At 59.5% G+C, this 22,056-nt stretch carries 23 protein-coding genes; 21 read left to right on the top strand and 2 right to left on the bottom strand.

Going from position 1 to position 22,056, the window contains the following annotated elements:
- Positions 1-69: 69 nt before the first annotated feature.
- A complete protein-coding gene (gene suhB, locus KGB27_RS18755; RefSeq protein ID WP_008014726.1) occupies positions 70-888 on the bottom strand; it encodes an inositol-phosphate phosphatase in 819 nt (272 codons plus the stop codon).
- A gap of 146 nt (positions 889-1,034) precedes the next feature.
- Between suhB and trmJ the strand changes: the two genes are divergently transcribed.
- From trmJ to KGB27_RS18650, 21 genes are all read left to right on the top strand, one after another.
- A complete protein-coding gene (trmJ, locus tag KGB27_RS18750; protein ID WP_223555723.1) occupies positions 1,035-1,805 on the top strand; it encodes a tRNA (cytosine(32)/uridine(32)-2'-O)-methyltransferase TrmJ in 771 nt (256 codons plus the stop codon).
- A 2-nt stretch (positions 1,806-1,807) separates the two neighbouring features.
- Positions 1,808-2,584: a serine O-acetyltransferase gene (gene cysE / locus KGB27_RS18745; RefSeq protein WP_008025494.1), complete on the top strand. Its 777-nt coding sequence runs from the start codon at positions 1,808-1,810 to the stop codon at positions 2,582-2,584.
- A gap of 253 nt (positions 2,585-2,837) precedes the next feature.
- On the top strand, positions 2,838-3,329 hold the full coding sequence (gene iscR / locus KGB27_RS18740) for a Fe-S cluster assembly transcriptional regulator IscR (protein ID WP_008042436.1): 492 nt from the start codon (positions 2,838-2,840) through the stop codon (positions 3,327-3,329).
- Between the two features lie 50 nt (positions 3,330-3,379).
- Positions 3,380-4,594 (top strand): IscS subfamily cysteine desulfurase, encoded by a 1,215-nt coding sequence (locus tag KGB27_RS18735; RefSeq protein WP_223555720.1) that lies wholly within the window; start codon positions 3,380-3,382, stop codon positions 4,592-4,594.
- Positions 4,595-4,680: 86 nt separating this feature from the next.
- Positions 4,681-5,067 (top strand): Fe-S cluster assembly scaffold IscU, encoded by a 387-nt coding sequence (gene iscU, locus KGB27_RS18730; protein WP_003443374.1) that lies wholly within the window; start codon positions 4,681-4,683, stop codon positions 5,065-5,067.
- Between the two features lie 34 nt (positions 5,068-5,101).
- Positions 5,102-5,425: an iron-sulfur cluster assembly protein IscA gene (gene iscA / locus KGB27_RS18725; RefSeq protein ID WP_003227904.1), complete on the top strand. Its 324-nt coding sequence runs from the start codon at positions 5,102-5,104 to the stop codon at positions 5,423-5,425.
- Positions 5,426-5,433: 8 nt separating this feature from the next.
- Positions 5,434-5,955, top strand: a complete 522-nt coding sequence (hscB, locus tag KGB27_RS18720; RefSeq protein WP_008025499.1) for a co-chaperone HscB — start codon at positions 5,434-5,436, stop codon at positions 5,953-5,955.
- 51 nt (positions 5,956-6,006) lie between these two features.
- The gene (gene hscA, locus KGB27_RS18715) at positions 6,007-7,872 is read left to right on the top strand and encodes a Fe-S protein assembly chaperone HscA (RefSeq protein ID WP_223555717.1); all 1,866 of its coding nucleotides are present in this window, start codon (positions 6,007-6,009) and stop codon (positions 7,870-7,872) included.
- Complete coding sequence (fdx, locus tag KGB27_RS18710) at positions 7,872-8,213, top strand: ISC system 2Fe-2S type ferredoxin (RefSeq protein ID WP_008025503.1); 342 nt, start codon at positions 7,872-7,874, stop codon at positions 8,211-8,213. Before hscA ends, fdx begins: the two co-directional genes overlap by 1 nt.
- A 14-nt stretch (positions 8,214-8,227) precedes the next feature.
- Entirely contained in the window at positions 8,228-8,428 is a 201-nt protein-coding gene (iscX, locus tag KGB27_RS18705) for a Fe-S cluster assembly protein IscX (protein WP_008025505.1), read from the top strand.
- Between the two features lie 88 nt (positions 8,429-8,516).
- Entirely contained in the window at positions 8,517-8,942 is a 426-nt protein-coding gene (ndk, locus tag KGB27_RS18700) for a nucleoside-diphosphate kinase (RefSeq protein ID WP_007916882.1), read from the top strand.
- A 28-nt stretch (positions 8,943-8,970) separates the two neighbouring features.
- Positions 8,971-10,113, top strand: coding sequence for a 23S rRNA (adenine(2503)-C(2))-methyltransferase RlmN (rlmN, locus tag KGB27_RS18695; RefSeq protein WP_008025507.1), 1,143 nt, complete (start codon positions 8,971-8,973; stop codon positions 10,111-10,113).
- 17 nt (positions 10,114-10,130) lie between these two features.
- Positions 10,131-10,889 carry a type IV pilus biogenesis/stability protein PilW gene (pilW, locus tag KGB27_RS18690; RefSeq protein ID WP_008042429.1) on the top strand — a complete coding sequence of 253 codons (759 nt, stop codon included), beginning with the start codon at positions 10,131-10,133 and terminating at the stop codon, positions 10,887-10,889.
- Complete coding sequence (locus KGB27_RS18685; RefSeq protein ID WP_223555714.1) at positions 10,889-11,956, top strand: helix-turn-helix domain-containing protein; 1,068 nt, start codon at positions 10,889-10,891, stop codon at positions 11,954-11,956. The genes pilW and KGB27_RS18685 overlap by 1 nt, the downstream gene beginning before the upstream one ends.
- A 3-nt stretch (positions 11,957-11,959) precedes the next feature.
- Positions 11,960-13,069, top strand: coding sequence for a flavodoxin-dependent (E)-4-hydroxy-3-methylbut-2-enyl-diphosphate synthase (gene ispG / locus KGB27_RS18680; protein WP_007903603.1), 1,110 nt, complete (start codon positions 11,960-11,962; stop codon positions 13,067-13,069).
- 23 nt (positions 13,070-13,092) lie between these two features.
- Positions 13,093-14,382 (top strand): histidine--tRNA ligase, encoded by a 1,290-nt coding sequence (hisS, locus tag KGB27_RS18675; RefSeq protein WP_008042422.1) that lies wholly within the window; start codon positions 13,093-13,095, stop codon positions 14,380-14,382.
- Positions 14,383-14,424: 42 nt separating this feature from the next.
- Positions 14,425-15,066: a tetratricopeptide repeat protein gene (locus tag KGB27_RS18670; RefSeq protein ID WP_223555711.1), complete on the top strand. Its 642-nt coding sequence runs from the start codon at positions 14,425-14,427 to the stop codon at positions 15,064-15,066.
- Positions 15,059-16,210, top strand: a complete 1,152-nt coding sequence (gene bamB / locus KGB27_RS18665; RefSeq protein WP_032828591.1) for an outer membrane protein assembly factor BamB — start codon at positions 15,059-15,061, stop codon at positions 16,208-16,210. The genes KGB27_RS18670 and bamB overlap by 8 nt, the downstream gene beginning before the upstream one ends.
- A 139-nt stretch (positions 16,211-16,349) precedes the next feature.
- Positions 16,350-17,819: a ribosome biogenesis GTPase Der gene (der, locus tag KGB27_RS18660; protein ID WP_008025521.1), complete on the top strand. Its 1,470-nt coding sequence runs from the start codon at positions 16,350-16,352 to the stop codon at positions 17,817-17,819.
- A gap of 225 nt (positions 17,820-18,044) precedes the next feature.
- Positions 18,045-19,193, top strand: a complete 1,149-nt coding sequence (locus tag KGB27_RS18655) for a pyridoxal phosphate-dependent aminotransferase (RefSeq protein ID WP_008042421.1) — start codon at positions 18,045-18,047, stop codon at positions 19,191-19,193.
- On the top strand, positions 19,181-19,972 hold the full coding sequence (locus tag KGB27_RS18650; RefSeq protein WP_223555709.1) for an amidohydrolase: 792 nt from the start codon (positions 19,181-19,183) through the stop codon (positions 19,970-19,972). Before KGB27_RS18655 ends, KGB27_RS18650 begins: the two co-directional genes overlap by 13 nt.
- 195 nt (positions 19,973-20,167) lie before the next feature.
- On the opposite strand, the gene leuA is transcribed toward KGB27_RS18650, so the two are convergent.
- Positions 20,168-21,847: a 2-isopropylmalate synthase gene (leuA, locus tag KGB27_RS18645; RefSeq protein ID WP_008025530.1), complete on the bottom strand. Its 1,680-nt coding sequence runs from the start codon at positions 21,845-21,847 to the stop codon at positions 20,168-20,170.
- Between the last annotated feature and the right edge of the window lie 209 nt (positions 21,848-22,056).

Here is a 22,056-nt window from a genome sequence, read left to right as displayed (position 1 = left end):
GTTTTCTTGAGGGCAAATTCCAGGCATAAAAAAAGAACCCCGTAGGGTGCTTTTTCTGTCGCTGGAAGCTTAGCGCTTCAGCGAGGCCGGCAGGTGCGGCTGGATCGCCGTCAGCACTGCCTTGAAGCACTTGGTGTTACCGGCAACGATGTGGCCTTTCTCAAGGAAATCGTGACCGCCGGTGAAGTCGCTCACCAAGCCGCCAGCTTCCTGGATCAGCAGGGCGCCTGCAGCCATGTCCCACTCGGACAGGCCCGACTCCCAGAACGCGTCGAAACGGCCGGCAGCCACGTAGGCCAGGTCCAGGCTCGCCGAACCAGCGCGGCGGATGCCGGCGGTCTGGCCAACCAGGGCGCGGAACATGCCCAGGTAGTTGTCGAGGTTGTCCATCTGGTCGTCACGGAACGGGAAGCCGGTACCCAGCAGGGCGCCGTCCAGGCTGGTGCGGCCGCTGACGCGCAGGCGACGACCGTTCAGTTGAGCGCCGCGACCACGGCTGGCGGTGAATTCTTCCTGGCGAACCGGGTCCAGAACAACAGCGTGTTCCAGGCGACCGCGGTATTTGCAGGCGATGCTGACAGCGAAGTGAGGAATGCCGCGCAGGAAGTTGGTGGTGCCGTCCAGCGGATCGATGATCCACAGGTATTCTTCGCCTTCGATCCCGGTGCCGGCGTGCATGCCGGTTTCTTCACCCATGATCGAGTGGTTCGGGTAAGCCTTGCGCAGCGCGTCGATGATTTTCTGTTCAGCGGCGCGATCCACCTCGGATACGTAATCCTTGGCGTCTTTTTCGTCGACCTTGATGGTATCCAGGCGCTCGATGGAGCGGAAGATCAATTCACTGGCGCTGCGGGCGGCGCGCAGCGCGATATTCAGCATGGGCTGCATGGATGTGTCACCTAAGGTTGTTAAAGAAAGCCGGGCATTCTATCAGAAAGTTTCTACAGGAGAAGGTCAGTGTTCGCTTTCATAGCTTAACGGTAGGTTGAGCTGTAAGATTCTGCTCCCCATTAAAGTGTTCGAGAGCGCCTCCCTTGCTGCATAACATTCGTGTCGTCCTGGTCAATACCAGCCACCCCGGCAATATCGGCGGGGCTGCGCGTGCCATGAAGAACATGGGCCTGTCGCGGCTGGTGCTGGTCGAACCACGGTTGTTCCCGCACCACGAAGCCGATGCCCGTGCATCTGGCGCCGGGGACATCCTTGAAAACGCGCAAGTCGTCGCCACTTTGGAAGATGCCTTGGTCGGCTGCAATCTGGTGCTCGGCACCAGCGCCCGTGACCGGCGCATTCCCTGGCCGCTGCTCGATCCCCGCGAATGCGGGACGAAAGTGGTCGAGGAAGCCGTGCAGGGCGCCGAAATCGCCTTGGTATTTGGTCGTGAAGATTCCGGCCTGACCAATGAAGAGCTGCAGCGATGTCATTATCACGTGCACATCCCATCAGACCCTGAGTTCAGTTCGCTGAACCTTGGGGCGGCGGTGCAGGTGTTGAGCTATGAAGTGCGCATGTCCTGGCTGGCGGCCCAAGGCCAGCCGAGCAAGGTCGAGAAGGAAGAAGTGGCATCGGTCAAAAGCGCTGAGCTGGCGACGATGGATGAGCTGGAGCGGTTCTATGAACACCTGGAGCAAACCCTGGTGGCCATCGAATTCCTCGATCCTGAAAAGCCACGACACTTGATGGCGCGCCTGCGTCGGCTGTACGGACGAAGCTCGGTCAGCCGGGCGGAAATGAATATATTGCGTGGCATCCTCACGGAAACCCAGAAAGCGGCCCGTGGTGAGCTTCTAAAGCGGAAGGATTAATGATGTTTGAGCGTTTGCGTGAAGATATCCAGAGTGTTTTCCATCGTGACCCGGCGGCGCGTAACGCTTTTGAAGTCCTGACTTGCTACCCGGGCATGCACGCCATCTGGATCCACCGGTTGTCGGCAGCCTTGTGGCGCGCCGAGCTGAAATGGCTGGCGCGGCTGGTGTCGAACTTCGGTCGCTGGTTGACCGGGATCGAGATCCATCCGGGCGCCAAGGTCGGTCGTCGGTTCTTCATTGACCATGGCATGGGTATTGTCATCGGTGAAACCGCTGAAATTGGCAACGACGTCACCCTTTATCAGGGTGTGACGCTGGGCGGCACCAGCTGGAATAAAGGCAAGCGTCACCCGACACTGGAAGACGGTGTGGTGGTGGGGGCTGGTGCCAAGGTGCTCGGCCCGTTCACTGTGGGTGCCGGCGCCAAGGTCGGTTCCAATGCCGTGGTGACCAAGGCTGTGCCGCCCGGTGCGACAGTGGTCGGCATTCCAGGGCGGATCATCGTCAAATCCGATGAAGAGCAGGACGCCAAGCGCAAGGCCATGGCCGAGAAGATCGGTTTCGATGCCTACGGTGTTGGCGAAGATATGCCGGACCCGGTGGCGCGTGCCATTAACCAATTGCTCGATCACCTGCAGGCAGTCGATGGTCGTCTGGAGGGGATGTGCGGGGCGCTGAAGGATCTGGGCAGTAATTACTGTGCGAAAGATCTGCCTGAACTGCGCGAAGAAGACTTTGCGTGTGTGAAGGACAAGGATCAGAGCCAGGCCAGCTAGACCGAGTCGACCCCTTCGCGGGCAAGCCTTGCTCCTACAAGGGTTTCGTTAATCCTGTAGGAGCGAGCGGGCGGCGATCCGACTTGCCCGCGAAGAACGATAACTCGCATTCGCTGGCTGTAACCGCCCAGCCTTTGTTATGATGCGGCCGCTCTTTTGCGGGTAAACCTGACTAAAGTACTAGGTCTTATAGTTGACTTAAATACTCGGGAATTGCATACTCGCCCCATTCCGAACTCCGTGGTAATTGTCCATGCGACTGACTACAAAAGGCCGATACGCCGTGACCGCCATGCTTGATCTGGCGTTGCATGCGCAGCACGGGCCCGTGTCCCTGGCCGATATCTCCGAGCGCCAAGGCATCTCCCTGTCCTACCTCGAGCAGCTTTTCGCCAAATTGCGCCGCAGCAATCTGGTGTCCAGCGTCCGTGGTCCAGGCGGCGGTTACCAGCTGTCCCGCGACATGCAGGGCATCCAGGTCGCCCAGGTGATCGATGCGGTAAACGAATCGGTCGATGCCACCAAGTGCCAGGGGCAGGGTGATTGCCATCAAGGCGACACCTGTCTGACCCACCACCTGTGGTGTGACCTGAGCCTGCAGATCCACGAATTTCTGAGCGGTATCAGCTTGGCTGATCTTGTTACTCGCCGTGAGGTACAAGAAGTAGCCCAGCGTCAGGACCAGCGTCGTTGCAACAGCAAGACGCCACGCCTGGACAAGATTGAAGCGTCCGCCGTCGAATGACAGCCAAAGAGCTAGCGGCACGCCAGCCAGCCTGATTTAGGAGATAGTCCATGAAATTGCCGATTTACCTTGATTACTCTGCGACCACCCCGGTTGATCCGCGTGTTGCGCAAAAGATGAGTGAATGCCTGCTGGTCGACGGAAACTTCGGTAACCCGGCGTCCCGTTCCCACGTGTTCGGCTGGAAAGCTGAAGAGTCCGTCGAAAACGCCCGTCGTCAGGTCGCAGACCTGGTCAACGCCGATCCGCGTGAAATCGTCTGGACCTCCGGTGCCACCGAGTCCGACAACCTGGCAATCAAGGGTGCGGCGCATTTCTATGCGACCAAGGGCAAACACCTGATCACCACCAAGATTGAGCACAAGGCTGTCCTCGACACCATGCGCCAACTGGAGCGTGAAGGCTTCGAAGTGACCTACATCGAGCCTCGCACTGACGGTCTGGTTACGCCGGAAATGATCGAAGCTGAACTGCGTGACGACACCATCCTGGTTTCGGTCATGCACGTGAACAACGAAATCGGCACCATCAACGACATCGCAGCCATCGGCGAACTGACCCGCTCCAAAGGGATCCTGTTCCACGTCGACGCCGCTCAGTCCACCGGCAAGGTCGAGATCGACCTGCTGAAGCTGAAAGTCGACATGATGTCGTTCTCCGCCCACAAAACCTACGGCCCTAAAGGCATCGGCGCGCTGTACGTCAGCCGCAAGCCGCGTGTGCGCATCGAAGCGACCATGCACGGCGGCGGTCACGAGCGCGGCATGCGTTCCGGCACCCTGGCGACCCACCAGATCGTCGGCATGGGTGAAGCTTTCCGCGTAGCCAAGGAAGACATGGCTGCCGAGAACGTGCGCATCAAAGCCTTGAGCGACCGTTTCTTCAAACAGGTCGAAGACCTGGAAGAGCTGTACGTCAACGGCAGCATGACCGCTCGCGTTCCGCACAACCTGAACCTGAGCTTCAACTACGTTGAGGGCGAGTCGCTGATCATGGCGCTCAAGGATCTGGCGGTTTCGTCCGGTTCGGCTTGCACCTCGGCTTCGCTGGAGCCTTCGTACGTACTGCGCGCCCTGGGCCGCAACGACGAACTGGCACACAGCTCGATCCGCTTCACCTTCGGTCGTTTCACCACCGAAGAAGAAATCGACTACGCCGCGCAGAAAGTCTGCGAGGCCGTTACCAAGCTGCGCGCTCTGTCGCCGCTGTGGGACATGTACAAAGACGGTGTCGACATTTCGAAAATCGAGTGGGCGGCACACTGATTTCAAGTCGCCGCAAACCAGGCCCTGTAAACTTAAGGTAGGCAGGGCTTCAAGAGCGACTCTCTGATGAGTGAGGATTAAGAATCATGGCTTACAGCGAAAAGGTCATCGACCACTACGAAAACCCGCGTAACGTCGGCAAGATGGACGCGGAAGACCCGGATGTTGGCACCGGCATGGTCGGCGCTCCGGCGTGCGGCGACGTGATGCGCCTGCAAATCAAGGTCAACGAGCAAGGCATCATCGAAGACGCCAAGTTCAAGACCTACGGTTGCGGTTCGGCTATCGCCTCCAGCTCCCTGGCGACCGAGTGGATGAAAGGCAAGACTCTGGATGAAGCAGAGACCATCAAAAACACTCAACTGGCCGAAGAACTGGCTCTGCCGCCGGTGAAAATTCACTGCTCCGTACTCGCTGAAGACGCTATCAAAGCGGCCGTTCGCGACTACAAGCAGAAGAAAGGCTTGATCTGATTTTCAAGATTTTGCGACGAGTAAGGAGTCACCGATGGCTATCAGCATGACAGAAGCGGCTGCTCGACACGTGCGACGCTCCCTCGACGGGCGCGGCAAAGGTGAAGGGATTCGTCTGGGTGTTCGCACCACGGGCTGTTCCGGCCTTGCCTACGTGCTGGAGTTTGTCGACGAGGTGGTTGCCGAGGATCAGGTGTTCGAAAGTCACGGCGAGAAAGTGATTATCGACCCGAAAAGCCTGGCCTACCTGGACGGCACCGAGCTCGATTTCGTCAAGGAAGGGTTGAACGAAGGCTTCAAGTTCAACAACCCCAACGTACGCGGTGAATGTGGCTGCGGCGAAAGCTTCAACATCTGAGGCTTCTTGTGGGTACTCCTTGTCATTTCGCTTTATTCGAGCTGCAACCGAGTTTCAATCTGGACCTCGACCAGCTGGCTACGCGCTACCGTGAGTTGGCGCGCAGTGTTCATCCGGACCGTTTTGCGGACGCTTCCGAGCGCGAGCAACGGCTGGCGCTAGAGCAATCCGCGAGCCTCAACGAGGCCTACCAGACGCTCAAAAGTCCCCCGAAGCGCGCGCGATACCTGCTCGCCCTGAATGGTGGCGAGCTGCCGCTGGAGGTCACGGTGCATGATCCGGAGTTTCTTCTGCAACAGATGGAGTTGCGCGAAGAGCTCGAAGACCTGCAGGACAGCGCCGACCTGAATGGCGTTGCCGTCTTCAAGCGTCGTTTGAAAGTTGCTCAGGAAAAACTGAACGACAGTTTCGCAGCCTGTTGGAATGATGCAGCGCAACGTGAACAGGCCGAACGCCTGATGCGGCGCATGCAGTTCCTCGACAAGCTCACCTACGAAGTGCGCCAGTTAGAAGAGCGCCTCGACGATTAACCCAGTGCCGCTCCGGTCGCACGCCTGATATACAGATAAGTCCTGATCACGATGGCCCTACTGCAGATCGCCGAACCCGGCCAAAGTCCTCAACCGCACCAGCGTCGTCTGGCTGTGGGGATCGACTTGGGCACTACCAATTCGCTGGTCGCTGCATTACGCAGTGGTCTTTCCGAGCCTCTGGCCGACGCTGACGGGCAGGTCATCCTGCCGTCCGCCGTGCGTTACTACGCCGATCGCGTCGAAGTGGGCGAGTCGGCCAAGCTGGCTGCCGCTACCGATCCGTTGAACACCGTGCTGTCGGTCAAGCGCTTGATGGGTCGTGGTCTTTCCGACGTCAAGCAATTGGGCGAGCAACTGCCGTACCGCTTTGTCGGCGGCGAGTCGCACATGCCGTTCATCGAAACCATTCAGGGGCCGAAAAGCCCGGTCGAAGTCTCCGCCGATATCCTCAAGGTGTTGCGTCAGCGCGCCGAAGCGACATTGGGTGGCGAGCTGGTGGGTGCGGTGATCACCGTTCCGGCCTATTTCGACGATGCTCAGCGTCAAGCCACCAAGGACGCGGCCAAGCTGGCCGGCCTGAACGTGCTGCGTTTGCTCAATGAGCCGACCGCCGCTGCCGTGGCTTACGGTCTGGATCAACATGCTGAAGGCTTGGTCGCGATTTATGACCTGGGCGGCGGCACCTTCGATATTTCGATTCTGCGCCTGACCGGCGGTGTGTTCGAAGTGCTGGCCACCGGCGGCGACAGCGCCCTGGGCGGCGATGACTTCGACCATGCGATTGCCGGCTGGATCATCGAGAGCGCCGGTTTGTCCGCTGATCTCGATCCGGGTGCGCAACGTAACCTGCTGCAAACTGCCTGCGCGGCCAAGGAAGCGCTGACCAATGTTGCGGCCGTTGAAGTCGCTTATGGCGACTGGAAAGCCGAGCTGACTCGCGAAGCTTTCAATGCGCTGATCGAGCCGATGGTTGCTCGCAGCCTGAAAGCCTGCCGTCGCGCGGTGCGTGATTCCGGCGTCGAGCTGGAAGACGTGCACGCGGTGGTCATGGTTGGCGGTTCGACGCGTGTGCCTCGCGTTCGCGAAGCCGTCGCCGAAGCCTTCGGTCGCCAGCCGCTGACTGAAATCGACCCGGATCAAGTGGTGGCCATCGGTGCCGCGATCCAGGCCGATACGCTGGCCGGCAACAAGCGCGATGGCGGCGAACTGCTGTTGCTCGACGTGATTCCGTTGTCCCTGGGGCTGGAAACCATGGGCGGCCTGATGGAGAAGGTGATTCCGCGCAACACCACCATTCCTGTCGCTCGTGCCCAGGATTTCACCACGTACAAAGATGGCCAGTCGGCCATGGCGATCCACGTGTTGCAGGGTGAGCGCGAGCTGATCAGCGACTGCCGTTCCCTGGCACGCTTCGAGTTGCGCGGCATTCCGGCGATGGTCGCGGGTGCAGCGAAGATCCGCGTGACCTTCCAGGTCGACGCCGACGGTCTGCTCAGTGTCTCGGCCCGTGAGTTGGGTTCGGGTGTTGAAGCAAGCATTCAGGTCAAGCCGTCCTACGGCCTGACCGACGGCGAAATCGCCAAGATGCTCAAGGATTCGTTCCAGCACGCCAACGACGACAAGGTCGCCCGTGTGCTGCGTGAGCAGCAGGTCGATGCCCAGCGTCTGATCGAAGCGGTGCAAGCCGCTCTCGAAGCCGACGGCGAGCGTTTGCTCGACGCCGAAGAGCGCATGGTCATCGAATTGCAGATGCAGGAACTGACCGAACTGATGAAAGGTGCCGATGGTTACGCCATCGAGCAGCAGACCAAGCGTCTGTCGCAAGTCACCGACGCCTTTGCTGCCCGCCGCCTGGACTCGACGGTGAAAGCCGCGCTGGCGGGGCGCAATCTGAATGAAATCGAGGATAACTGATGCCGCAGGTCATTTTTCTGCCACACGAGAAGTTTTGCCCGGAAGGCATGGTGGTCGAGGCTGAGCCCGGTACATCGATTCTCGAACTGGCTCATGAGCACCACATCGAGATGGAAAGTGCCTGTGGCGGCGTTTGCGCCTGTACCACTTGTCACTGCATCGTTCGAGAAGGGTTTGATTCGCTGGAAGAAGCGGATGAACTGGAAGAAGATTTCCTCGATCGTGCCTGGGGTCTGGAAGCTCAATCGCGTCTGGCCTGCCAGGCGATCGTCGGGACTGAAGACCTGACCATCGAGATTCCGAAGTATTCGCTCAACCACGCCGCCGAAGCGCCGCACTGATTCAAGGAACTGTCATGAGTCTCAAGTGGACTGATGTGCTGGAAATTGCAATCCAGCTGGCTGAAAGCAAGCCCGATGTTGACCCTTTGTCGGTCAACTTCGTCGATCTGCGCAAGTGGGTGATGGAATTGCCCGAGTTCGACGACCTGCCTGAGCATTGTGGCGAAAAGATCCTCGAGGCCATTCAGGCCCACTGGATCGAAGAACGCGACTGAGCCACGCTGCAGGTTAGGCAATACCCAAGAACCCGCGTATAATTCGCGGGTTTAATTTTTCACAAATTACCGTTTCTGGAGTTACACCATGGCTGTTCAACGTACTTTCTCCATCATCAAGCCTGACGCTGTTGCAAAAAACGTCATCGGCGAGATCACCACTCGTTTCGAAAAAGCAGGCCTGCGCGTTGTAGCTTCGAAACTGAAGCAACTGTCCAAAGCCGAAGCTGAAGGCTTCTACGCTGAGCACAGCGCTCGTGGTTTCTTCGGCGACCTGGTTGCTTTCATGATCTCCGGTCCTGTTGTTGTTCAGGTTCTGGAAGGCGAAAACGCTATCGCTCTGAACCGTGAGCTGATGGGCGCTACCAACCCTAAAGAAGCTGCTGCCGGCACCATCCGTGCTGACTTCGCTGATTCCATCGACGCCAACGCTGTACACGGTTCGGACTCCGAAGCCGCTGCTGCTCGCGAAATCTCGTACTTCTTCGCAGCTACTGAAGTAACCACTCGCTAAGCATTGGCTTAAGAGTGAAGGTGAATCCATGACTACATCGACTGTAAAAACCAACCTGCTGGGTCTGACTCAACAGGAAATGGAAAAATTCTTCGACTCAATCGGGGAGAAGCGTTTCCGTGCCGGTCAGGTAATGAAATGGATTCACCACCTTGGCGTCGATGATTTCGACGCCATGACGAACGTCAGCAAGGCCCTGCGCGACAAGCTCAAGGCCATTGCCGAAGTTCGCGGTCCTGAAGTCGTCAGCGAGGACATTTCCACCGACGGCACCCGTAAGTGGGTGGTGCGCGTGGCGTCCGGCAGCTGCGTCGAGACCGTTTACATTCCCCAGGGCAAACGCGGCACTCTGTGCGTTTCGTCCCAGGCAGGCTGTGCCCTGGATTGCAGTTTCTGCTCCACCGGCAAGCAAGGTTTCAACAGCAACCTCACCGCCGCCGAAGTCATCGGCCAGGTGTGGATTGCCAATAAATCGTTCGGCAGCATCCCGGCGACCGCCGACCGTGCCATCACCAACGTGGTGATGATGGGCATGGGCGAGCCGCTGCTGAACTTCGACAACGTCGTTGCGGCCATGCATCTGATGATGGACGACCTGGGTTACGGCATTTCCAAGCGCCGTGTGACCCTGTCGACCTCCGGCGTGGTGCCGATGATCGATGAGCTGTCCAAGCACATCGACGTCTCCCTGGCGTTGTCCCTGCACGCACCGAATGACGCATTGCGTAACCAATTGGTGCCGATCAACAAGAAATATCCGCTTAAGATGCTGCTCGAGTCGTGCCAGCGCTACATGTCGTCCCTGGGCGAAAAACGCGTGCTGACCATCGAGTACACCTTGCTCAAGGACATCAACGACAAGGTTGAACATGCCGTTGAGATGATCGAGCTGCTCAAGAACATCCCGTGCAAGATCAACCTGATTCCGTTCAACCCGTTCCCGCATTCCGGTTACGAGCGTCCGAGCAACAATGCGATTCGTCGTTTCCAGGATCAGCTTCACCATGCAGGTTTCAATGTCACCGTACGCACCACCCGCGGTGAAGACATCGATGCCGCGTGTGGCCAATTGGTAGGGCAGGTGCTGGATCGTACCCGTCGCAGTGAACGTTATATCGCCGTGCGCGAGTTGAGCGCCGACAACGATATGGCTTCGAACGCTGCGAAATAATTCAAGAGAGGATCTCTATGTCCCTGCGCTTTGCGCTGCTTTTGCTGTTGGCCAGTCTTTGTACTGGCTGCGTCCTGTCGGGCGATTTCAATCCGATGAAGACCAGCAAGGGCCGCGATGAAGCGCGAGTTGCCTACGTGCAACTGGGCTTGGGCTATTTGCAGCAGGGCATGACCGAACGCGCCAAGGTCCCGCTGAAAAAGGCCTTGGAGCTGGACGGTTCGGATCCTGACGCCAATGCCGCATTGGGTCTGGTGTTTCAGGCCGAGATGGAGCCGGAGCTGGCGGATGAGCACTTTCGCAAGGCGCTTTCTTCCCGCCCCAACGATGCCCGTATCCTGAATAATTACGGCAGTTTTCTTTTCGAACAGAAACGTTACAAAGAGGCTTACGAGCGCTTCGAGCAAGCCGCTGCCGATACCCTGTATCCTGAGCGTTCGCGAGTGTTCGAGAACCTGGGCATGACCGCTTCCAAGCTTGGCCAGCGTGATCTGGCCCAGCAGCAGTTGGAAAAAGCTTTGCGTTTGAACCGTCAGCAACCCCGTGCATTGCTGGAAATGGCTGAGTTGTCTTACGAAGACAGGCATTATGTGCCCGCGCGTGACTATTACGACCGTTTTAGCCTGCTCACCGAGCAAAATGCACGTAGTCTATTGCTCGGCGTTCGGCTGGCAAAAGTGTTCGAAGATCGCGACAAGGCAGCCAGTTATGGCCTGCAACTAAAACGACTCTATCCCGGTACGCCGGAATATCAGCAATACCTGTCGGAGCAATGATGAAAGCGGCGCATCCCGAAGTTGTAGCAGCGAATCGCGTTAACCCCGGTGAAACTTTGCGCCAGGCCCGCGAAAGCAATGGCTGGTCGCTGGCCGAAGTGGCCCTCAAGCTCAACCTCACCGTTAATTCCCTGAGTAATCTGGAAGCCGGCGCATTCGACAAGCTGCCGGGGCATACCTTTGCCCGCGGTTATATTCGCGCCTACGCCAAATTGCTCGGCATGGACCAGACCGTTCTGGTTCAGCAATTCGACCAGTCCACCGGTACCGACTCCCAGGGCGCCAACGTCCACAGCCTGGGGCGCATCGAAGAGCCGGTTCGGGTTTCCCACACTATCTTGCGAATCGTCAGCCTGCTGTTGCTGATCGCGGTGATTGGCGGCGGTTTCATCTGGTGGCAGGATCAAACTTCATTGCGCACCAAGGACCTGATCAGCCTGAGCCCGGAGCACGTTGAAGTCGAAGGCGCCGACGGCACCACCCAGATCCATCCGCTGGACGAGCCGGAAGACCAGGCTGTCGCGGAAGGTCAGGCTGAAAGTTCGACCGCTCTCGCATTGCCGCAAGCCGAGACTTCGACTGAAGCGCCGGCTGAAGCTGAGCCGGCTACGCCTGTGGTCGCTCCGGCCGCACCGGCTACCCCGGTGCCAGTTGCACCGACACATAACACCGCGCCGGCTGCTCCGGCACCCGTTGCCCCGGCGCACAGCACCGCGCCAGTTGTCGCGCCTGCGGCCCCGACGGCTCCGGTTGTGTCGACCCCGCCTGCAACTGCCTCGGTAACGCCGACCATTCCTGCTCCGGCAGCGGCTGCTCCGGTTGCCGGCCAAGGCCAGGTTCAACTGCAATTCACCGCTGATTGCTGGACACAAGTCACCGACGGCACTGGCAAAGTGCTGCTCAGTGGTCTCAAGCGCAAAGGCGAAACCGTTTCCCTCAGTGGTAAGCCGCCGTTTGCCGTGCGTCTGGGCTTCGCCCGTGGCGCGCAGGTCAGCTACAACGGGCAGGTGGTTGATGTCGCTCCATTCACCAGTGGCGAGACTGCTCGCCTGAAGTTGGGTCAATAAGTCATGCACGGCGAATCTCCAATCAAGCGTCGCGAATCCCGGAAAATCTGGGTCGGTAACGTGCCTGTTGGCGGCGATGCGCCCATCGCTGTGCAGAGCATGACCAACAGCGACACCAATGACGTTGCCGCCACCGTTGCCCAGATCAATCGTCTGGAAGCCGCTGGCGTTGATATCGTGCGGGTTTCCGTACCGGACATGGACGCCGCCGAAGCCTTCGGCAAGATCAAGCAACTGGTCAAAGTACCGTTGGTGGCCGACATCCACTTCGACTACAAGATCGCTTTGCGCGTAGCCGAACTGGGCGTTGATTGCCTGCGGATCAACCCGGGCAACATCGGTCGTGAAGACCGCGTGCGTGCGGTGGTCGATGCCGCCCGTGATCGCGGGATTCCGATCCGCATCGGCGTCAACGCCGGTTCCCTGGAAAAAGACCTGCAAAAGAAATACGGCGAGCCGACCCCGGCCGCACTGGTCGAATCCGCCTTGCGTCACGTCGAGCACCTTGAGCGTCTGAACTTCCAGGACTTCAAGGTCAGCGTGAAAGCCTCCGATGTGTTCATGGCCGTCGCTGCTTACCGCTTGCTGGCCAAGGAAATCGTCCAGCCGCTGCACTTGGGCATCACCGAAGCCGGTGGTTTGCGTTCAGGCACAGTGAAATCCGCCGTGGGCCTCGGTATGCTGCTCGCCGAAGGGATTGGCGATACTATCCGCATCTCGTTGGCGGCCGACCCGGTCGAGGAAGTGAAAGTCGGCTACGACATTCTCAAATCCCTGCACCTGCGTTCCCGTGGCATCAACTTCATCGCCTGCCCGAGCTGCTCGCGGCAGAACTTCGATGTGGTCAAGACCATGAACGAGCTGGAAGGGCGCCTCGAAGATCTGTTGGTGCCGCTGGATGTCGCGGTCATCGGTTGCGTGGTCAACGGGCCGGGCGAAGCCAAGGAAGCCCATATCGGCTTGACCGGCGGCACGCCAAACCTGATTTACATCGACGGCAAGCCGTCGCAGAAACTGACGAATGACAATCTGGTGGATGAGCTTGAACGCTTGATCCGCCAGAAAGCGGCCGAGAAGGTCGAAGCTGACGCAGCTGTAATCGCTCGCGGCTGATCGAACGAATTTAAGGATTTAAAGTGAGCAAGTCTCTGCAAGCCATTCGTGGCATGAACGACATCCTGCCCGAACAGACTCCCCTGTGGCGTCATTTCGAGGGCACCGTTTCGCGTCTGCTGGATAACTACGGTTACAAGCAGATTCGCATGCCGATCGTCGAGTTCACCGAGCTGTTCAAGCGCTCGATCGGTGAAGTGACCGACATCGTCGAAAAAGAGATGTACACCTTCGAAGACCGTAACGGCGATTCGCTGACCCTGCGCCCTGAAGGCACAGCGGCCTGCGTGCGTGCGGTGCTCGAGCACGGCATCACTGGCGGCGGCCAGGTGCAGAAACTCTGGTACATCGGCCCGATGTTCCGCCACGAACGTCCGCAGAAAGGCCGTTATCGCCAGTTCCACCAGATCGGTGTCGAAGTGTTCAACCTCGACGGTCCGGACATCGACGCTGAGCTGATCGTGCTGACCTGGCGCCTGTGGGGCGAGCTGGGCATCCGTGATGCGGTCAAGCTCGAGCTCAACAGCCTGGGCACCAGCGAATCCCGTGGTCGTTATCGCGAAGCGCTGGTCGAGTTCCTGTCCGCTCACCTGGACAAGCTCGACGAAGACAGCCAGCGTCGTCTGAAGACCAACCCGTTGCGCGTTCTGGACACCAAGAACGCCGACACTCAAGCGATCCTGGTCGACGCGCCGAAAATGGCCGACTACCTCGACGACGAATCCCGCGTGCACTTCGAGGGCCTCAAGGCTCGCCTGGACGCCGCCGGTATTCCTTACGTGATCAACCCGAAGCTGGTACGCGGGCTGGATTACTACAGCAAGACGGTTTTCGAGTGGGTCACCGACAAGTTGGGCGCTCAAGGCACCGTGTGTGCTGGCGGCCGCTACGACGGTCTGGTGGAACAGATGGGCGGCAAGCCGACCCCGGGCGTTGGTTTCGCCATGGGCATCGAGCGCCTGGTGCTGCTGCTTGAAACCCTGGAGCAGATCCCGGAAGAGATCTCCCGTCAGGTCGACGTCTATCTCTGCGCATTCGGCGAGGCTGCCGAGTTGGCGGCCCTGACGTTGAGCGAGAAGGTGCGCGATCAGTTGCCCAACCTGCGCTTGCAGATCAATGCCGGCGCCGGCAGCTTCAAAAGTCAATTCAAGAAGGCCGACAAGAGCGGTGCGCTGTACGCGCTGATCCTCGGTGACGACGAAATGGCCCAGCAAGTGGTAGGTTTCAAACCCCTGCGTGGCCAGGGCGAACAACAAAGCATTGCCTGGGATGCGCTTGCTGCACACCTGGCCACCTGCGTCGTGCAGGGTTGAAGCTGTCATAAACAGCCGATTTAGCGATTAAGGAGTATTGGGGTGTCGAGTACCGAAGACGAACAGCTGGCGGATTTGAAGGACTGGTGGACACGCAACGGCAAGCCCCTGGTCACTGGCGGCCTGTTGGCGCTGGTCATCGTGTTCGGCTGGCAGGCCTTTCAAAAGTATCAGAGCAATCAGTCGCAAGGCGCCTCGATGCTCTATCAGCAATTGCTCGAAACCACGCTGACGCCCAACGGCAAGCCTGATGCCGCCCGTGTTTCGGACCTGGCCGGCAAGCTCAACAGCGAATTTGGCGGCAGCGCCTACGCGCAATACGGCAGCCTGTTCGTGGCGAAAGTCGCGGTCGACAGCGGCAAGCTGGACGACGCTGCCACCGAGCTGAAAGCCATTGTTGCCAAACCGGCCAACCCGGCACTGGGCGAAATCGCCCGTCAGCGCCTGGCGCAGGTACTGGCCGCGCAGAACAAGGTCGATGACGCCCTGAAACTGCTCGAAGGCGATGCCGATAAAGCATTCCTCGCCACCCGCGAAGAGCTCAAGGGCGACCTGCTGGTGCAGTTGGGTCGTACCGACGAAGCGCACGCTGCGTATCAAAAAGCCAAGGCGGCACTGTCGGATGAAGCGGCAGTCGGTGGCCTACAAATCAAGTTGGACGATCTGGCCAAAGGGGATGCGTGACGTGATCCGTTGGAAACATGCAGCATTGCTGGCTCTGGCCGTTTTGGCCGCGGGTTGCAGCAGCAACAGCAAAAAAGAATTGCCGCCTGCCGAGCTGGTCGACTTCAAAGAAGAAGTGGTCCTGCAAAAGCAGTGGAGTCGTTCGATCGGTGACGGTCAGGGCGAAACCTACAACATGCTGGTTCCGGCGATCGATGGCGATACCATCTATGCCGCCGACGTCACTGGCGTGGTGATGGCGATGGATCGCAGCAATGGCGACGTCAAATGGAAGAAAGACCTCGAACTGCCTGTTTCCGGCGCCGTTGGCGTAGGTTATGGCCTGCTCGTGATCGGTACGACCAAGGGCGAAATCGTTGCAATGGACGCCACCAACGGTGAAGAGAAATGGCGCGCTCGCGTGTCCAGCGAAGTTCTCGCGCCGCCGGCCAACAACGGTGACGTGGTGGTCGTTCAGACTCAGGATGACCGTCTGATCGGTCTGGATGCCTCTACCGGCAACCAGCGCTGGTTGTATGACAGCACGCCTGCGGTCCTGACCCTGCGTGGCACCAGTGCGCCGATCGTGACCAACCGCCTTGCGGTGGCTGGCCTGTCGACCGGTAAAGTGGTTGCACTCGATATCTCCAACGGCGTGCCGGTGTGGGAACAGCGGGTTGCGATCCCGCAAGGTCGTTCGGAACTGGAGCGCGTTGTCGATATCGACGGTGGTCTGCTGCTGTCCGGCGGTACCTTGTACGTCGCCAGCTATCAGGGTCGCGTTGCGGCACTGGACCTGGAAAGCGGTCGTCAGCTCTGGCAGCGTGATGCTTCCAGCTATGCCGGTGTTGCCCAGGGCTTCGGCACTGTGTACGTGAGCCTGGCTTCGGGCACCGTTGAAGGCGTTGACGAGCGTTCCACCACAGCCTTGTGGAGCAACGATTCGCTGGCTCGCCGTCAACTGTCGGCTCCGGAAGTGTTCTCCAGCTATGTTGCAGTCGGTGACATGGAAGGCTATGTGCACCTGCTGAGCCAGGTGGACGGTCGTTTTGTCGGCCGCGAACGCATTGACAGCGACGGCCTGCGTGCCCGTCCGCTGGTGGTGGGTGACACGATTTATCTTTATGGCAACAGCGGCAAACTGGAAGCCCTGACCATCAAGTAATGTTTTGACTATGCTTGGGGTTAACCCCCAAGCGGCCCCGTTCTGCGGGGCTCGCAGCGTTTTCAAACGCTGCCCCGAGCACCAGCCGCTGCCTCGCAGCGGCTTTTGTATTTTCTGAAATAACGAAGTGGAGAGCCGCATGGTTCCCGTAATCGCCCTGGTGGGCCGACCGAACGTCGGCAAGTCCACCTTGTTCAACCGCCTGACCAGGACTCGCGACGCCATCGTCGGCGACTTGTCCGGTCTGACCCGTGATCGCCAATACGGTGAGGCCAAGTGGCAAGGGCGTTCCTACATTCTGGTCGACACCGGCGGTATCTCCGGTGACGAGCACGGTATGGACGAAAAAATGGCCGAGCAGTCGCTGCTGGCCATTGAAGAAGCCGATGTCGTTCTGTTCCTGGTAGATGCCAAGGCCGGTTTCACCGCCGCCGACCAGATGATCGCCGAGCATTTGCGCAAACGTAACAAGCGTTCGTACGTGGTTGCCAACAAGGTCGACAACATCGACCCTGAAATGGCCCGCGCCGAATTCGCCCCGTTGGGCATGGGCCACGCGATCCCGATCGCCGGTGCTCATGGTCGTGGCATCACCCAGATGCTGGAAATCGCCCTGAGCGACTTCCCGAAAGACGAAGAAGAGCTGGAAGAAGGCGAGGAAGAGGACGTTGCCGAAGGCGAGGAAGCCAAGCGCATTCCTGGCCCAAGCGAAAAAGACGGGATCAAGATCGCCATCATCGGCCGCCCGAACGTCGGCAAGTCGACCCTGGTCAACCGCATGCTTGGTGAAGACCGGGTCATCGTGTACGACCAACCCGGCACTACCCGCGACAGTATCTACATCCCGTTCGAGCGTAACGACGAGAAGTACACGCTGATCGACACCGCCGGTGTGCGCAAGCGCGGCAAGATCCACGAAGAAGTCGAAAAATTCTCCGTGGTCAAAACCCTGCAAGCGATCAAAGACGCCAACGTGGTGATCTTCGTGATGGACGCCCGCGAAGGCGTGGTAGACCACGACCTCAACCTGCTGGGCTTCGCCATTGAGTCGGGTCGTGCGCTGGTTATCGCGATCAACAAGTGGGACGGCATGACGCCGAGCGAGCGTGACTTCGTGAAGGTCGAGCTGCAACGTCGACTGTTCTTCGTTGACTACGCCGACATCCACTTCATCTCGGCGCTGCACGGCACGGGCGTGGGCAACCTCTACGCTTCCGTACAGAACTCGTTCAAGTCCGCGGTCACCCGCTGGCCGACCAACCGCCTGACCCAGATTCTGGAAGATGCGGTTGGCGAGCACGCGCCACCGATGGTTAACAACCGCCGGATCAAGCTGCGTTATGCGCACTTGGGTGGTGCCAACCCGCCGATCATCGTGATTCACGGTAACCAGATCGAGAAGGTGCCGAAGTCCTACGTGCGTTACCTGGAAAACACTTACCGTCGTGTCTTGAAGCTGGTCGGTACGCCGATCCGCATCGAGTTCAAGGGCGGCGAGAACCCGTACGAAGGCAACAAGAACTCGCTCACTGACCGTCAGGTCAACAAGAAGCGTCGCTTGATGTCGCACCACAAGAAAGCCGACAAGAAGCGCCGCGACAAGCGCTGATTCAAGGCTGGCTCGCCTCTGTAGGAGCGAGGCTTGCCCGCGAAGAACGATAACGCGGTGTATCTGATACACCGCGGTGTTGCGTTCGCGGGCAAGCCTCGCTCCTACGGGATCGGGTTCGAGAAGAAGGGCGCCACTGGCGCCCTTTTTTTATGGGCGCCGTTTGGCTATCCTCGGGCTCTCCCGCGCCGCCGTTAGAGCCGGGTGTAGAGCAGGGAATCACCGATGATCACCAGTAAGCTGCCGAATGTCGGCATCACTATCTTCACGCAGATGTCTCAGCTCGCGGCGCAAACCGGGGCGATCAACCTGTCACAGGGTTTTCCCGATTTCGATGCCCCGCAAGCCTTGTGCGATGCGGTGGGTCGGCACATTGCCAATGGCCATAACCAGTACTCGCCGATGACCGGCCTGCCGGTACTGCGTCAGCAGATCGTGGCGAAAATTGCCCGCAGCTATGGCGTCACCGTCGATGCGGACAGCGAAGTGACCGTGACTCCCGGTGCGACTGAGGCGATTTTTTGCGCCATTCAGGCCGTTATCCACAACGGTGACGAAGTCATCGTGTTTGATCCGGCCTATGACAGTTACGAGCCCTCGGTCCAGCTGGCCGGTGGCCGTTGCGTTCACGTGCAACTGGGGCTGGACGACTTCAGCATCGATTTCGAAAAGCTCGCCCAGGCGCTGAGTCCGCGCACGCGGATGATCATCCTCAATACCCCGCACAATCCCAGCGGCGCACTGATCAACCGTGCCGAGCTGGACCAACTGGCGGCGTTGATCCGTGACCGCGACATCTATGTGATCAGCGATGAGGTCTACGAGCACCTGGTCTACGACGGTGTGCCCCATGTCAGTGTGCTGGCCCATGAAGAGCTGTATCAGCGCGCCTTCGTGGTCAGCTCCTTCGGCAAGACGTACCACGTCACCGGCTGGAAAACCGGCTACGTGGTCGCGCCACCGGCCTTGTCGGCAGAGCTGCGCAAGGTGCACCAGTACGTCAATTTTTGCGGCGTAACCCCCTTGCAATACGCCTTGGCCGACTTCATGGCGGAGCATCCTGAACACGTCGAAGAATTGCCCGGCTTCTACCAGGCCAAGCGCGATCTGTTCTGCGACTTGCTGATGCCATCGCGTTTCAGTTTCACCCGCGTCACCGGCACCTATTTCCAGTTGGTCGATTACTCGCAGATCCGTCCCGACCTCAACGACGTCGAGATGGCGCTGTGGATGACCCGCGAACACGGCGTGGCGAGCATCCCGATCTCGGTGTTCTACCAGACGCCACCCGAAGGCCAGCGCCTGGTGCGCCTGTGCTTCGCCAAACGCGAGGAGACCCTGCGTGAAGCAGCGGCAAAACTATGCGTGATCTGAGTGCATTGCCGAATCTGACCATCGCGCTGATCCAGACAACCCTGGCCTGGCACGACCGCCAGGCCAATCTGGAGCATTTCGAGCAACTGCTGGAGCAGGCTCGTGGCGCGGACCTGATCATCCTGCCGGAGATGTTCACCACCGGTTTTTCCATGGAGTCCGAGACGCTTGCCGAGGCGGAAAACGGTCCCACCAGCAAATGGCTGCGCGCCCAGGCGGCAAAACTCGATGCGGTGATCACCGGCAGCATCATCGTTCAGGCCGCTGATGGCAGCCATCGCAATCGCCTGTTGTGGGCGCGGCCGGATGGCGAAGTCTGGCATTACGACAAGCGCCACTTGTTCCGTATGGCGGGCGAGCACAATCACTACACGCCGGGCGAGCGTCAGGTGCAGTTCGAGCTCAAAGGCTGGCGCGTCCGGCCGCTGATTTGCTACGACCTGCGTTTCCCGGTGTGGAGCCGCGATGCCCAGGACACAGACCTTTTGCTGTACACCGCCAACTGGCCGGGGGCGCGGCGCCAGCACTGGAACCGTTTGCTGCCGGCGCGGGCAATCGAAAACCTGTGCTATGTGGCGGCGGTGAATCGCATCGGCACTGACGGGAAAGGCTTTGCGTACACCGGCGACAGTCAGGTCCTGGATTTTCAGGGCGAGACATTGCTCAGCGCCGGTGAGGCGGATGGGGTGTTTCAGTTTGTTCTGGATGCGGCGGAACTGGCGGCTTATCGCACGCGGTTTCCGGCGAATCTGGATGCGGATACGTTCGAGTTCACCTGAGATTTTCTCTGCCTGACAAGGACCCATCGCCGGCAAGCCGGCTCCTACAGTTGACCGAGTTGTTCTGACCGACGCGGTCCTCTGTAGGAGCCAGCTTGCTGGCGATGGGGCCAGGACAGACAACATAAATATTGCCGGCAAACAAAAAGGCCCCAAGGTTTTCACCAAGGGGCCTTTTGCATTACAGCGGTGACTTTATGCCGCTTTCGCTTCCGGCTGGCTCAACGAGCGGTTCAGCGCGCTGAACAGGGCCTTGAAGCTGGCGGTGGTGATGTTTTCATCGATGCCCACGCCGTGCACCGCACGTTGGCCTTCCACACGCAGTTCGATGTAGGCCGCGGCCTTGGCGTTGGTGCCCGCACCGATCGCGTGCTCGTTGTAATCCATGATCTCCACCGGAATCGGCAGACCGGCCACCAGCGCTTCCAGCGCGCCGTTGCCTTTACCGCGCCAGTGCAGGTTGGTTTCGCCCTGGCCCTTGCCGGAAACTTCCACTTCCACGGCGCTGTGACCGTTTTCTTCCTGCAGGCGATGGCTGACCAGCGCGTACGGGGTGTTGGCCTGCAAGTACTCGCTGTGCAGCAACGCGTGGATCTGCTGGGCGGTCATTTCGAGGCCCAGACGATCGGTTTCACGCTGCACGACCTGGCTGAACTCGATCTGCATGCGACGCGGCAAGCTGATGCCGTATTCCTGTTCCAGCAGGTAAGCGATACCGCCCTTGCCCGACTGGCTGTTGACGCGGATCACCGCCTCGTAGCTGCGGCCGATGTCGGCCGGGTCGATCGGCAAGTACGGCACTTCCCACAGGGCGTCCGGTTTCTGCTGGGCGAAGCCCTTGCGGATGGCATCCTGGTGGGAGCCGGAGAACGCGGTGTGAACCAGGTCGCCGACGTACGGGTGACGCGGGTGCACCTGGATCTGGTTGCATTCTTCGACGACTTTGCGCACGCCGTCGATGTCCGAGAAATCGAGCTCAGGGTGGATGCCCTGGGTGTAGAGGTTCAGTGCCACGGTGACCAGGTCGACGTTGCCGGTACGCTCGCCGTTGCCGAACAGGCAGCCTTCGACACGGTCCGCACCCGCCATCAGGCCCAGCTCGGTGGCGGCCACGCCGGTGCCACGGTCGTTGTGGGTGTGCAGGCTGATGATCACGCTGTCACGACGATTGATGTGGCGGCCGAACCATTCGATCTGGTCGGCATAGATGTTCGGGGTCGCGCATTCGACGGTGGCCGGCAGGTTGAGGATCACCTTGTGCTCAGGCGTCGGGTTCCAGACTTCGATGACCGCGTCGCAGACTTCCTTGGCGAATTCCAGCTCGGTGGCGCTGAAGGTTTCCGGCGAGTATTCGAAGGTCCACTGCGTGTCCGGCTGCTGGGCCGCGTATTTGACGAACAGCTTGGCGGCGTTCACGGCGATGGCCTTGATCCCGTCCTTGTCCTGGTTGAAGACAATGCGGCGGAAGGAAGGGGAGGTCGCGTTGTACAGGTGAACGATGGCTTTCTTCGCCCCGCGCAGGGATTCGAAGGTGCGCTCGATCAGGTCTTCACGGCCTTGAGTCAACACCTGAATGGTGGTGTCGTCCGGGATGTGGTTGCCTTCGATCAGGGTGCGCACGAAGTCGAAGTCGGTTTGCGACGCAGCCGGGAAGGACGCTTCGATTTCTTTCACGCCAACCTGTACGAGGGTTTTCCAGAAACGCAGCTTCTTGACCGCGTCCATCGGCTCGATCAGCGACTGGTTGCCGTCGCGCAGGTCGGAGCTGCACCAGATCGGCGCGGCGGTGATGGTCTTCGACGGCCAGGTGCGGTCCGGAATGTCGATGGTCGGGAACGCGCGGTATTTCGAAGACGGGTCTTTGAGCATGCTCATCGGGAAATCCTTATTGTGTGGGCCGAAAAAAGGCGGCCTGCCGGTGGATCAAAAGTTCTTGGGGAAAAGCGTAAAACGAGGCGTCGCGATTCAGCCCGGCAGTCGTGCGCTGACGAGGCACAGGCTGCGGTGCTGGCGAAGCTGAATGAGGGTGTGAGAGGTTTTCATGTCTTCAACCCTAACCGCGAGGGTGAAGGATGGCAAGCAGT

Source organism: Pseudomonas sp. BF-R-01 (genome assembly GCF_019946615.1).
Taxonomy (GTDB): domain Bacteria; phylum Pseudomonadota; class Gammaproteobacteria; order Pseudomonadales; family Pseudomonadaceae; genus Aquipseudomonas; species Aquipseudomonas migulae.
Note: the sequence above shows the minus strand (reverse complement) of the source record. Positions and strands in the feature narration are given on the sequence as shown.